12 protein-coding genes and 1 pseudogene are annotated in these 12,586 nt (G+C 52.7%); 11 read left to right on the plus strand and 2 right to left on the minus strand.

The window, feature by feature from the left end; genetic code table 11:
* The first annotated feature begins 597 nt into the window (after window positions 1-597).
* The 6 genes and pseudogenes from AB9F29_RS00900 (at window position 598) to rpsD (ending at window position 5,774) form a co-directional block, all read left to right on the plus strand.
* Window positions 598-1,584, plus strand: a pseudogene (locus AB9F29_RS00900) (N-6 DNA methylase).
* A gap of 353 nt (window positions 1,585-1,937) precedes the next feature.
* Window positions 1,938-2,285, plus strand: coding sequence for an ArsR/SmtB family transcription factor (locus tag AB9F29_RS00905; protein WP_369754284.1), 348 nt, complete (start codon window positions 1,938-1,940; stop codon window positions 2,283-2,285).
* Window positions 2,278-2,706, plus strand: coding sequence for an SRPBCC domain-containing protein (locus AB9F29_RS00910; protein ID WP_369754285.1), 429 nt, complete (start codon window positions 2,278-2,280; stop codon window positions 2,704-2,706). Before AB9F29_RS00905 ends, AB9F29_RS00910 begins: the two co-directional genes overlap by 8 nt.
* A 163-nt stretch (window positions 2,707-2,869) precedes the next feature.
* Complete coding sequence (locus tag AB9F29_RS00915; RefSeq protein ID WP_369754286.1) at window positions 2,870-3,793, plus strand: lipid A-modifier LpxR family protein; 924 nt, start codon at window positions 2,870-2,872, stop codon at window positions 3,791-3,793.
* Window positions 3,794-3,881: 88 nt separating this feature from the next.
* On the plus strand, window positions 3,882-4,976 hold the full coding sequence (locus AB9F29_RS00920) for a Hint domain-containing protein (RefSeq protein WP_369754287.1): 1,095 nt from the start codon (window positions 3,882-3,884) through the stop codon (window positions 4,974-4,976).
* 177 nt (window positions 4,977-5,153) lie between these two features.
* Entirely contained in the window at window positions 5,154-5,774 is a 621-nt protein-coding gene (gene rpsD / locus AB9F29_RS00925) for a 30S ribosomal protein S4 (protein WP_039004416.1), read from the plus strand.
* A gap of 57 nt (window positions 5,775-5,831) precedes the next feature.
* Here the strand turns inward: rpsD and AB9F29_RS00930 are convergent, their stop codons facing one another.
* Window positions 5,832-6,293, minus strand: a complete 462-nt coding sequence (locus AB9F29_RS00930) for an Lrp/AsnC family transcriptional regulator (protein WP_369754415.1) — start codon at window positions 6,291-6,293, stop codon at window positions 5,832-5,834.
* Window positions 6,294-6,394: 101 nt separating this feature from the next.
* Here AB9F29_RS00930 and AB9F29_RS00935 point away from each other — a divergent pair, with 101 nt between their 5' ends.
* From AB9F29_RS00935 to AB9F29_RS00950, 4 genes are all read left to right on the plus strand, one after another.
* A complete protein-coding gene (locus tag AB9F29_RS00935) occupies window positions 6,395-7,825 on the plus strand; it encodes an aminotransferase class V-fold PLP-dependent enzyme (protein WP_369754288.1) in 1,431 nt (476 codons plus the stop codon).
* 128 nt (window positions 7,826-7,953) lie between these two features.
* A complete protein-coding gene (gene hisC / locus AB9F29_RS00940; protein WP_369754289.1) occupies window positions 7,954-9,069 on the plus strand; it encodes a histidinol-phosphate transaminase in 1,116 nt (371 codons plus the stop codon).
* Window positions 9,066-10,010, plus strand: a complete 945-nt coding sequence (locus tag AB9F29_RS00945) for a prephenate/arogenate dehydrogenase family protein (protein WP_369754290.1) — start codon at window positions 9,066-9,068, stop codon at window positions 10,008-10,010. Before hisC ends, AB9F29_RS00945 begins: the two co-directional genes overlap by 4 nt.
* Window positions 10,007-10,963: an extensin family protein gene (locus AB9F29_RS00950; RefSeq protein ID WP_369754291.1), complete on the plus strand. Its 957-nt coding sequence runs from the start codon at window positions 10,007-10,009 to the stop codon at window positions 10,961-10,963. The genes AB9F29_RS00945 and AB9F29_RS00950 overlap by 4 nt, the downstream gene beginning before the upstream one ends.
* Window positions 10,964-10,966: 3 nt before the next feature.
* Here the strand turns inward: AB9F29_RS00950 and AB9F29_RS00955 are convergent, their stop codons facing one another.
* The gene (locus AB9F29_RS00955; protein ID WP_369754292.1) at window positions 10,967-11,926 is read right to left on the minus strand and encodes a DUF2125 domain-containing protein; all 960 of its coding nucleotides are present in this window, start codon (window positions 11,924-11,926) and stop codon (window positions 10,967-10,969) included.
* 63 nt (window positions 11,927-11,989) lie between these two features.
* On the opposite strand from AB9F29_RS00955, the gene AB9F29_RS00960 reads away from it, so the two are divergent.
* Window positions 11,990-12,544, plus strand: a complete 555-nt coding sequence (locus tag AB9F29_RS00960; protein ID WP_369754293.1) for a gamma-glutamylcyclotransferase — start codon at window positions 11,990-11,992, stop codon at window positions 12,542-12,544.
* Window positions 12,545-12,586 lie beyond the last annotated feature (42 nt).

The raw sequence follows: 12,586 nt of genomic DNA on the forward strand, positions 1-12,586 counted from the left end.
GTTTTCGCAAGAAAAAGTTGGCCATTGGGCCGTTTGCCTCCCGAAAGTGTATTTATTGGTGATCGTTTACTTAACCTGTTTCGGATATTTGAATTTATTTGATCGTGGGTCTTAAAAATAATGCGGTACAGTGATTACTGCAAATAAAATTCTGGACGTCACGTGACGGTTATTTGTCTGTAATCTAATTACAGGACTTTTATCATGCTGGTCGGTCAAGTTTGCGATATTCATTCAGGCGATACTTCCCGTGGTAGGCTTAAGCCGACTTCAATTGGTGGCATACCAGCTATTCAGCTGCGCGACGTGGAATCTCGTGGAGACATCACTGACGGGTCGCTGCAGCGGTATAATCTCGAAGGCATTTCGGATCGATACCTTGTTCGAGGTGGTAAGGTCATTTTCAAGTTTCGCGGGGGGCCGAATACTGCGGCCGTTGTAAGTGTATCTCTCAAAGAGCCTGCAGCCGTTCTTGGTCCGCTGATTGTTTTGCACCCAGATCCGACGCGCGTCCTTCCTGCCTATTTTGCATGGGCGATTAACCAGCCAGGCGCACAACGCAAGCTCGGGTCTGAGGCGCAGGGAACCAGCATACGTATGATATCGAAATCTGTGCTCGAACGATTGGAGATTTCCGTTCCCAGCCTCGAAGCCCAATACAACATTGCGAATGTCGATGCTCTCGCATGGCGAGAAAGCGGTCTTTTGCGCGAACTTTCTGACCGTCGCTGGCAGCTAGTCAACCTCGTTCTCAGCGAGCGAAGCTCGCCTCCCAAGAGGGATACAATCAATGACCGACCAGATTACACAGCAACAAATCAACCAGACCGCGAGGGCCGCTTGCGACACCTTCCGGAGTGTCGTCGATGCTGGGCAGTACAAAGATTACATCCTGTGTTGTTCTTGAAGTACATCTCCGACGTTCACGATCAGCGGAGTGATGCCAACATCGGCGAATGGATCAATATCCCGTTAGAGAGGATCGAAGACGCCGATCGTGCCAAGCTCGAAGGTGTTTTCCGCAACATCGACTTTAATTCCGAGTCCAACCTTGGCCGCCAGAAAGACCGGAATCGCCGCCTTAAGAACATGCTTGAAGACTTCGTAAAACCGGCAATGGACCTTAGCCCAAGTCGCGTGAACGCGGAGATAATCGGCGAATGCCAAATCTACCTGATTTCGCGCTTTGCCTCGGACGCGGGGAAAAAGGCAGGCGAATTTTATACGCCCTCTGCTGTCCCTGGACTTTTGGCGAAACTGGCCGCACCTAAACCTGGCGATACGATCTGCGATCCGGCCCGCGTCTCTGGTTCGTTGCTGATACAGGCGTGACAGGAAGTCGGGTCTGAGAACTTTGCGCTGTATGGGCAAGAAGTGAACGGCGCTACTTGGGTACTCGCTCGGATGAACATGTTTCTGCACGCACGAGATGCGGCGCGCATTGAATTGTGGGACACGCAGAACGGCCCTGCTCTTGTCGAAGGCGACCACTTGCAAAAGTTCGACGTCGTTCTCGCCAATCCACCGTTCAGTTTGGACAAATGGGGGGCCGAAGGTGCAGCAAGTGACCTGTATAAACGCTAATGGCGTGGAGTTCCGCCAAAATCCAAGGGCGACTACGCCTTCATCACTCACATGATCGAGGACAACCTCTTGGACGCCGTTATTGGACTCCCAGCGAAAATGTTCACCACCACGGGCATTCCAGTGGCGAACTGGTGGTTTATTGTCGAATGTCGCCCGTGTTCCTGCCGCAGACATCGTAACTCATGTGCTCGAAGGGGGGCTGTCTCGGGTCGAAACGGGCGCGGAGGTCTTTGCCACAGCACATCTCGTGAGAGGTGTCAGTAGGGTTCGAGCTCCTAAGGCGGGTAATGTGCAAACATTCATTCAACTTTTTGGTTGACTGACGGCGAGGAGTTCTGTTATTCATCCTTATGGTTGAACGAAGTAATCCAGATCGCCTGAGCGAGATACTTAAAGCAGCAAGTGATCCCACACGTCGGGAAATTTTGACGCTTTTAACCCAGCATGGCCCGATGCGTGTCACGGACATTCATCGCCAGTTTGATATGAGCCTCAATTCAGTTTCTAAACATATCAAAGTGTTAGAGCGTGTGGGGCTTGTTCAGAGGCGGACAGAATGGCGAGAGCATTTGATCGAAGTTCAGATGGCCCCGCTTTCAGAGATCGACGCTTGGTTTGCTTCGTTACGCTCAATTTGGGACCTCAGGCTTGAGGCGCTCGACAACATTTTTACGCAAGGAGATACGGACGATGACTGAACTTTCCCTCACAGTTGACCGCAAGATTAATGCACCACAGGAGGCCGTGTTTAACGCGTGGCTCAACCCCGATACGCTGCGCAAATTTATGCATCCCGCGGCGGAAATGTCCGTGCCGCGTGCCTCTAACGACCCTAAAGTGGGCGGCGCGTTTGAAGTGGTGATGAAGGTTGGCGGAAACGAGTTGCCGCATTCGGGCAATTACAAAGAAATCTCGCCGCATGAGCGCATCGTTTTTACGTGGATGGGGCATGTGTCCGTGGACGATAGCACCGTTACGCTCACCTTTAAGCCGGTAGAAGGTGGAACGCACGTCACCCTAACGCACATCCGATTTATGGACGAAGAAACCCGCGACAATCACCAAGGCGGTTGGACAAATATTCTAGAAAAACTCGACACTGTTTTGTCTGCAAAGTGAGAACATAGATCGACGCCCCGCGCGCAATTGCATGGGGCGTATTGGCGCGTTTGTCTGTGTCCGGAAGGTCGCGCCGCATGAGGAAACGTAAAAACTTACTGGCGTGTAAGAACGCCGGCGCGTACATCCGAAGGGAACGCTGGGGGCGGCGAAGGGATATACAATGCGGCAGACACTTTTTTCAACACTCACTTTTCTTGCGGCAATAGCATTATGCTCGGTTGCGCAAGCCGGTGAGAAATTCACCTTCGGGACCGGACGCCTCTTTACCAACGACTATTTGGGCGATGGGAAGGATCGTTGGCGCTCGGGCGCTTACGTTATCAGTAAAATGCGCGCCTCTGAAGAATGGGACGGCGCTTACCCTGAAGAGATTGGCGCGATGGTTGAGTGGCGTTTTCGCACCGATATTCTGGCTCCGTCAAATATTGTCAATCCGAACGCCCATGATCGGCGCTATGCGGGAACGCTAACGTTCGGTTTGCACACCTATTTTGATCGCCAATCCGTCGACTACAATTTTGGCGTCGATCTGGTGGCGGTTGGCCCGTCAACAGGGGTCGGTAGCTTCCAAAATACAGCACACCGCGTGCTTGGAGCCCCAAAAGTTAGCGACGAAGTTTTGGACATGCAGATTGGCGATAAAATCATGCCCACGATTAGTGGCGCGGCGTCGCAACAGATCCGCTTTGGTGATGCCGAGACCGTGCGTCCCTTCGCGGAGTTCCGTATTGGCGACGAAAATTTCGCGCGGATCGGTGCGGACTTTATTTTTGGCAAAGTCGGGCAAAATGATCTTTGGCTGCGGGACGTGGGCACGGGGCAGCCTTACCGGGCTACGTTTGAGCGCGCATATGGGGTGTCCTTTCTTGTTGGCGGCGACATCGCTTTTGTAGAAAGCTCGCAATATTTGCCGTCTCAGGACGGAATAACTCTAAACCAAAATCGCGTGCGGGCACGTGCTGGGGTGCAATGGCAGGGCGAGAGCCATTCGGTTTTCTACGGGCTTACCTATTTGGGCAAAGAATTTGACGAACAAAGCGAAGGTCAGGTTGTTGGGTCTGTGGCCCTTAGGCGACGCTTTTAGGTAAAAGATACTTTCCGTTCTTCCCAAAAAGAATCACTGTGTGTTAGCAATTAACGAATAAATAAAAAAAGAGCAGGCATACAGGCATATGAAAACGGGCTTTAAAGGCACGTTTGTCATCACTTGGACGCAAACCGCAATAGACGGCGAAAATGCTGCAGATGTGGATGCGTTAACCGTAGGCGCCAACTGGCGTTGGAGCGGAACTTCTGTGCGGGTCGACGGCCCTCAGGGGGTATTGCGCCTTCACGAAGCCAAGGGATCGGCAGACCTCAGAAAACGTGCAGCACGCATGGTACAGCGCCTTATGGGCGATGCGGTCGATGCGACAAGAAATCAGAATATTGATGATATTGAGGGCCAAGGCTCCTCTTTGGATAACGGGTTTACCGTGACCGATGGCCGTCGGACGTACACTGTGACGATGATCGAAATTACTGCATCTCCTCAACCGCTTTTGATGTTCCTCGACGAAGTACCCCCAGCGGATACCGATTTATGGATTGTGCACCGTGTGTTGCGCGATGCGCGACACCAACAAATGTCCAATACCCCTACGAGCGGTATGATTTGTTTTGCTGCGGGTACCTTGATCCGCGCAGAGGACGGCCCCCGACTGGTTGAAAGCTTGTCCGTGGGGGATAGCATCCAAACAAAGGACAACGGGTGTCAGCAAATCCAGTGGATTGGGGCACGGCGCATGACGGGCGCGCGCCTTTACGCGATGCCGGAATTTCGCCCCGTGCGTATTCGTGCCGGCGCGTTGAATGATGATGAACCCGAGAGTGATCTTTTAGTGTCACCAAATCACCGGATGCTTGTGAGTGGGCCCGCGGCGCAACTCTTGTTTAATACATCAGAAGTTTTGGTCGCCGCGAAGGACTTGATCAACGACCTGTCGATCACGATTGACCACAAGGTGCGCGAGGTGACCTATGTGCACCTCATGCTCGAAAGCCATCAAATTGTCTGGGCAAATGGAGTTCAAAGCGAGAGTTTCCATCCCGCGAATATGGCGCTAGGGGTGATCGAAGATAGCCAACGTGCGGCGCTTTTGGAGGCATTTCCAAACCTCGCTTATGATACGCACGGGTATGGTGAATATGCGCGGCGCAATCTATCCGCATCTGAAGCCGCAATTTTGCAGCACGATAGTGGGAAATTCCCGCGTCTAGCCCATTGACTCCACTTTCCCAGCTTATATAAGCCCCAAGTTCCCGGCTCTCGTAGTCGAGATATTTCTTTGGTGTTTGAGACTCCCGCAAGGGATGTTCTGTCGCCGAGGGGCCTTTCGGGGTTCATCGGAAAGGAAAGCACCTTTCACAAGCTCGGTTTCGAGCGCACTTGAAAGGATCCAGTCGTGACTAAACGTACGTCTGCCAAACATAAAATCGACCGTCGCATGGGCGAAAACATCTGGGGCCGTCCTAAATCCCCAGTAAATCGTCGCGAATACGGCCCCGGCCAACACGGTCAACGCCGTAAAGGTAAAATTTCCGACTTCGGTACACAGTTGCGCGCCAAGCAGAAGCTTAAAGGCTACTATGGCGACCTGACCGAAAAGCAATTCCGCCGCATCTATGGCGAAGCTGAGCGTGTAAAAGGCGATACAGGTGAAAACTTGATCGGTCTTCTCGAACGCCGCCTCGACGCCGTTGTTTACCGTGCGAAATTCGTTGCAACAGTTTTTGCTGCGCGTCAATTCGTGAACCACGGCCACGTCACAGTGAATGGCAACAAGGTTAACATCCCGTCCTACCGCGTTAAAGAAGGCGACGTGATTGCCGTACGTGATCGTTCGCGTCAAATCGCAGTTGTCATCGAAGCCACACAATTGTCTGAGCGCGATGTGCCTGACTACATGGACGTAGATCACAACAAAATGACAGCGACATTCGTTCGCACGCCAACTCTTGGCGATGTTCCTTACCCAGTTGTTATGGAACCAAACCTTGTTGTGGAATTCTACGCGAAGAACTAATCTTCGCCACACCAGAGTATACGAAATGGGCTGCCTTCGGGTGGCCCTTTTTGCTTTCTACAGGGGAAGGGCGCGCCCTTCGGCGATGCTTTCCATCGCGAAATAACTGGTGACGCCATCCAGTTCGACCCCCTCGATCAAGCGTTGATAAACCTTATCATAGGTATCCATACTCTCGGTCACGACCTTGAGTTGATAGTCGTAATCGCCGCCAATTCTGTGAAAATCCACAACCTCTGGAATGGTCAGCACGTGGCGTCTGAAGTCTCGCAACCACTCCGCTGAGTGATGACGCGTGCGCAGCATAACGAAAACCACGAGCGTGAGGCCGAGTTTGCGCCGGTCAATCCGCGCGGTCGCGCCATGCAAGACACCGTCCTGCGTCATGGCCTGAATGCGCCGCCAGCACGCATTTTGCGATAGGCCTACTTTTTCGGCAATCGCGCGCTGGGAAAGCGTCGAATCGCGTTGCAATTCTGCAAGGATGTGGCGGTCTATTTGATCTAATTTTTTTGTAATCATGTGTCATTTGACACAAAAAACTATGAAAACGCAATGAATTTTGGGTAAAATGTGCCGCAATCATGGGGTATTTGTTGGCTAAGTAGTAAGGAAGTATAATGCCACTCACCTCATTTAAGCATGCCATAGATTTTTCAGACCCGATTGCCGCTTTCCGAAATGGTTTGATCGGGGAGGGCATCATGATTCCGGGCCTCAATGGCGACGTGCCGCTGGTCTATGCTGACTACGTGGCATCGGGACGTGCCTTGCAACAAGTCGAAAGTTTTATGCTTGAGGAAGTCCTGCCATATTACGCAAATTCGCATACGGAGGCGTCCTATTGCGGGGCGTATATGACAAAATTGCGCGCGGCAGCACGGGCGGAGATCGCTCGATTGACGGGGGCAGGTCCCGACTGTGCTGTGGTGTTTTCCGGATCGGGGGCGACTGCGGGGATCAACCAGCTTGTGTCCCTGCTTGGCGTGAATGAAGTCAAGAAAGCCGTCGTATTTGTTGGTCCTTATGAGCATCACTCGAACATCCTCCCATGGCGTGAATCTGCGGCAACGGTCGTAGAGATTCCCGAGGCAAGCACTGGTGGTCCCAACCTTACGTATTTGGAAAAGGCTCTCGAAACCTATGCCGATTTCGACCTCAAAATTGGGGCGTTCTCAAAGGCGTCGAACGTAACCGGAATCTTAACGGACGACGAACAAACGACAAGGCTGCTTAAATCGCACGGAGCCTTGGCTGTTTGGGATTATGCTGGCGCTGGCCCCTATGTTTCGATCGATATGGGGCAGGGGGATTTGGCCAAGGATGCCGTGGTAATATCACCGCATAAATTTGCGGGAGGTCCGGGGTCGTCGGGTATTTTGGTGCTCCGTCGCGCCAGTGTTGTGCGGGATAAGCCAAGCCGTCCCGGAGGTGGGACGGTTGATTTTGTGTCGCCTTGGGCGCACGCATATTCTCAGAAGGTCGAGGCGCGCGAAGAGGCTGGAACGCCGAATGTCCTCGGTGATATCCGCGCAGCCCTCGCTTTTTTGGTCAAGGAGCGCGTAGGCTATGCTCTGATTTCAGAGCGTGAAACGAAATTTTGTTCCGCAGCGATGGCCGCATTTTTGGCGCATCCACAAATCGAAGTTTTGGGGAATATGACCGCAAAGCGGCTGCCAATTTTCAGTCTGTGTATTACGGATTCAAAGGGTGCGCCGATCCACCAGCAATTGTTCACGCGGATGTTGTCCGACGTCTATGGCGTCCAGGCGCGTGGCGGATGTGCCTGTGCTGGCCCGTATGCGCATCGATTATTGGGGATTGAACGTCCGGAGTCTGAGGCTTTGTTTGCAGCTATTCGGGGAGGGGAAGAACTGAGTAAACCGGGCTGGGTGCGTCTGAATTTCAGCTATTTGATGGCGGATGAAACTGTACATAAAGTCATTCACAGCGTGATCGAACTGGCGGAGAATGCACAAGAATACATGGCATATTACCAAGCTGACGCAGCGACCGCGCGCTTTGTGCCAGGCGTAAAGCGCGCAAGCTAGAATAGTGGCCCCGCGGCCACGCCTTCCCACAATCGTCAAGTTTTCCACTTACCTTTGCTCTAGCTGCAATTTGCGTATGGAAAAGCTTGGGCTGGCTCGCTAGAACCAGCCCATAAGGGGAGCCTATTATGAGTGCCACTATCCAGCCACAGCCAGGTATTTTGCAAATTGAACTCTACAAATCGGGGAAATCCGCAGTAGAGGGCATGGAGCATGTGGTGAAACTGTCCTCGAATGAAAACCCGTTGGGGGCATCAGATGCGGCAAAAGTGGCCTATGCGCGCGAAATGCACAGCCTCAATCGATACCCTTCTTCCGACCACATCGATCTGCGTACCGCCATTTCGCAAATCCATGATTTGGACGCGGATCGCATCATTTGCGGCGCGGGTTCGGATGAGGTTATTACCTTTTTGTGCCAAGCCTACGCCGGGCCAGGCGACGAAGTGGTTTACACGGAACATGGCTTTTTGATGTATCCGATTTCGACTCTTGCTGTGGGCGCAACGCCCGTGAAAGTTGCCGAAAAAGAGCGTGTTGCGGATGTGGATGCGATCCTTGCCGCTTGTACGGCCAAGACCAGACTAGTTTTTATCGCGAACCCGAACAACCCAACGGGAACGATGATCACTGGTCGTGAAATGACGCGGTTGGCGGCAGGTATTCCTGAGAAAGCCCTTCTTGTGATTGATGGCGCCTATGCCGAATATGTTGAGGGCTACGACGGCGGCACAGCGCTGGTTGATAAACTCGACAATGTCGTGATGACGCGCACATTTTCCAAGATCTACGGGCTTGGTGGATTGCGGGTTGGCTGGGGCTATGGTCCACGCCACGTGATCGACGTTCTTAACCGTATTCGCGGTCCCTTTAACCTTTCGTCGGCGGGGCTTGCTTCGGCCGAGGCCGCAGTACGTGATGTCGGTTTTGTCGACAAATGCCGTAAAGAAAACGCGCGGATGCGCAAATGGCTCACCTTAGCTTTGTTGGAGCTTGGGATTGATTGCGATACATCTTTTGCCAATTTCATTTTAGCGCGTTTTGCCGATGAAGAGCAGGCCGAAGCTTGTAATCAGGCCCTCGCAAATGAGGGGCTGATTGTGCGTCAGGTCGCAGCCTATGGATTGCCAAATTGCCTGCGGATCACCGTGGGGGATGAGGCGTCTTGCCGCCGTGTCGCGCACACCATTTCCAACTTTTTTAACGCAGTCCTTTCCGAACCGACGATTGAAGGCCCGCAATGAGCGGATCGGCACCTCAGAGCGCACCGATTTACGGCAAGGTCGCCCTCATTGGATTGGGCTTGATTGCCTCGTCGCTTTTTTGGGCGATGAAACGCGCCAATCTTGCTGGTACAGTGAAGGGATATGCGCGTAGCCAAGAAACACGCGATACTGCGCGTGAAATCGGTTTGTGCGACGAAGTTTGTGACAGCGCCGCCGCAGCTTGTGAAGGGGCGGACCTTATTGTGCTCTGCGTGCCGATAGGCGCAATGGAATCCGTCGCACAGGAGATTGCTCCCTATTTGAAAAAGGGTGCGACCGTTACGGATGTTGGCTCTGTGAAACGTGCGGTTATCGACTCCGTTGGTCCCCATATTCCAGAGGGCGTGCATTTCATTCCGGGCCATCCTCTTGCAGGGACAGAGCACTCCGGCCCGCGTTCGGGCTTTGCCGAACTCTTTGATAATCGCTGGTGTTTGCTTGTTCCCGTCGAAAACTCCGATGCTGCCGCCATCGCGCAATTGCGCGCGTTGTGGGAAGGTGTGGGTTCAAATGTTGAGGAAATGGACGCAGAGCACCACGATCTTGTCCTCGCCGTAACCAGCCACGCGCCCCACCTCATTGCTTATACAATGGTGGGGGTTGCCGACGATCTGCGACGTGTTACCGACAGCGAAGTGATTAAATACTCGGCGGCAGGTTTTCGCGATTTTACCCGCATCGCCGCAAGTGATCCGACCATGTGGCGCGATGTGTTCCTCAATAACAAAGAAGCCACGCTTGAAATCCTTGGGCGCTTCACCGAGGAACTGTTTGCGCTCCAACGCGCCATTCGAACCGGTGATGGCGAACATTTGTTCGATTATTTTACGCATACACGCGCCATCCGACGTGGTATTATCGAAGCAGGGCAGGATACGGACGCCCCAAATTTTGGGCGCGGTAAAAAGGACGTAAAATGAAGTTACTTGGAGCAGGAGTACTTGTCGCATTGTTGGCCAGTGCACCCGTGGTCAGTATTGCCAATGCTCCAACACAGTCGCTTCGTCCTCTTTCTCGTCCGACCGAAGGGGTGGTTTCTAAGACGTCGCCCGTGTCGTCGGAACCGCGGTTGATGCTGGTTCCCGTCTATTACAGTGCCTCCGTACGCCCCGTTCCGCGGCCCGTTGCACTTGGGGGAACCGCCCCCTTGAAAAAATCAATTCCTATGACCAAAGTTGTCACAAAGACCACTGTCACAATGGTCGCGTCAAAATCCGCCGTTGAACATTCGCTGCGACCTTTGTCACGGCCTGAGGGGCGTATCGTTACGAAATCACGCGCAACGACACAGCAAGAAGTTGTGACGCTCGCAGCAGTGAAAGCGCCACAATCCGTCCCGACCAGCAATAAGGGATCAATTTGTGGAAGCAGCAGAATTCGCGGCCAAACCATGAGTGCCATTCCGGGAAAAATCAAAGGCTGCGGTGTTAAAAATCCTGTATCCGTAACTTCCGTCGCGGGCATTCCCCTTTCGAGAGCCGCCACAATGGATTGCAATACAGCCATAACATTGCACAATTGGGTGGAAAAAGGCGTAAAACCCGCCGTCGGACGCCTTGGCGGCGGGGTCGCACGCATTGACGTTATTTCGGGGTATAGCTGTCGCACGCGCAATAACCAAAAAGGCAAAAGAATTTCAGAGCACGGCAAAGGTAAAGCCGTCGATATTTCCGGTATCACTCTTGCAAATGGCGTCTCAATTTCGGTCCTAAAAGGGTGGAACAGCAAGGCTCAAGGCAAGCTTTTACGCGCCATGCATAAATCCGCCTGCGGCCCCTTCGGGACAGTGCTCGGCCCTTCCGCCAATAGCTTTCATCGTGACCATTTCCATTTTGATACCGCCAAATATCGCAGCGGATCGTATTGCAAATAGCCGTTAGAACGGCGGGATAAAGCCAAGGGGTATGAAGCCCAAAAAGATATTTCCACGATTTACCGTGATGGGCGCATGAATATCGGTTGCGGAACCACTTGTGGTTGCGAGTCCCTTTAACACCGTTGTAACCATATGCGATTGTTCATCGGGGATTGCACCAAGCCCGTCCAGCATCGCAAACCCATCTTCCCAGTTAGGCGTCGAAAACGTGAGCGAACCCGTTGCGAAACCTTCAGAATCAAAGGTGAGCGCACCAGAAAGAGTGATATTCACTTGCCCTTGTGAGAGCGCAAACTGGTTGAGGGTGAGTGCTGTGAGTTTCGCGGGCACTTCGCCTCGACCAAGGGCAGCGTCAAATTCCAGATTGGTGTCAAGCACCACGGTTTCAATCGAAACGGTACCTGTCGGATCCATTATCGATGGCAGAGAGACATCAGACATCTTCCCTGAAAAATCATGAGAAAAGGGCAGAATACCTCGACGAGAAGCCGCCGAAATCGCGCGCGATCGATAGGTCGTGCCCGCGTTCAAGACAACTTTAAGGTCCTCGCCGGTCAATTGAAATCGGTTGAGCGCCAGAGTGGAGTTGGGTTTTACAACGAGGCTTGCCCGAAGGTCCGACGTTGAAATCTGTGCCGAGATACCCTGATATTCAATCAGTTGTTCATGTGGCCAGACGGCGATGATGTGATAGGGCTTATAACTCAAGGCAAAGATTTGGAAAAAAGCAGCTTTCCATCGAAGCCCCGAAAGCGTGAAAACATCGATATCCTTGATTGTCGTGTCAAATCGGTTTGGGAAACCCGCCGTATTCAAGTTGGAATACGAGATTGAATTCCCCGCCTTTGTGGCGTCTTCAATGGCTGAAACTGCCGCTTTTTCCACCGCATTCGCGCCGACAAACCAATAGCCGCCCCAGAGAATCGACACGATAGCCAAAAGCCAAACAAAAAACCGCATATCTGCCCTTTCAAACATATACTGTCTGTTGTTTATAAGGGGGAGCGAGAAAGGACCAGTGCAATGACGGACACGCCCCTTTGGGTTTTTGGCTATGGCTCTCTGATGTGGAGGCCTGGTTTTAAGTACAAAAACCGCCAAGTCGCCCGACTCTCGGGGTACCAGCGCAGTTTTTGCATGTGGTCCATTCACTATCGAGGAACTGTTGAGAGCCCTGGACTTGTGCTGGCTTTGGATCGGGACGAGGCTTCCAGTTGCCTTGGGTTAGGGTTTGAGGTTGCCGCACAAGACGCGGCCGATGCCCTTGAATACCTGCGGGAACGGGAGTTGATTTCTTCGGCCTATCTTGAAGTCGAATTACCGATGGACCTTGACGATGGGCGGCGCGTAACCGCCGTGACCTACGTTATCAACCGCGAGAACAACCAGTATTGTGGTGGGATTGATTTGCAAAAACAAGCGCAAGTGATCGCGCGTTCGCACGGGGTAATGGGCCCCAACGTGGAATACCTGAAAAATACTGCCGAGCATTTGCGTGAATTAGGGATCGTTGACGCGGATATGGAATGGTTGGTAGCACAGGTTGACAAAGGGGACGGCGAATCGAGTGATTATTGATAAATTTCTAGTAAATCAGGCAGCTTGCCCTTACTCTAAACA

Origin of the sequence: Falsihalocynthiibacter sp. S25ZX9, assembly GCF_041205405.1 — a bacterium.
GTDB classification, from domain to species: Bacteria; Pseudomonadota; Alphaproteobacteria; order Rhodobacterales; family Rhodobacteraceae; genus Falsihalocynthiibacter; species Falsihalocynthiibacter arcticus.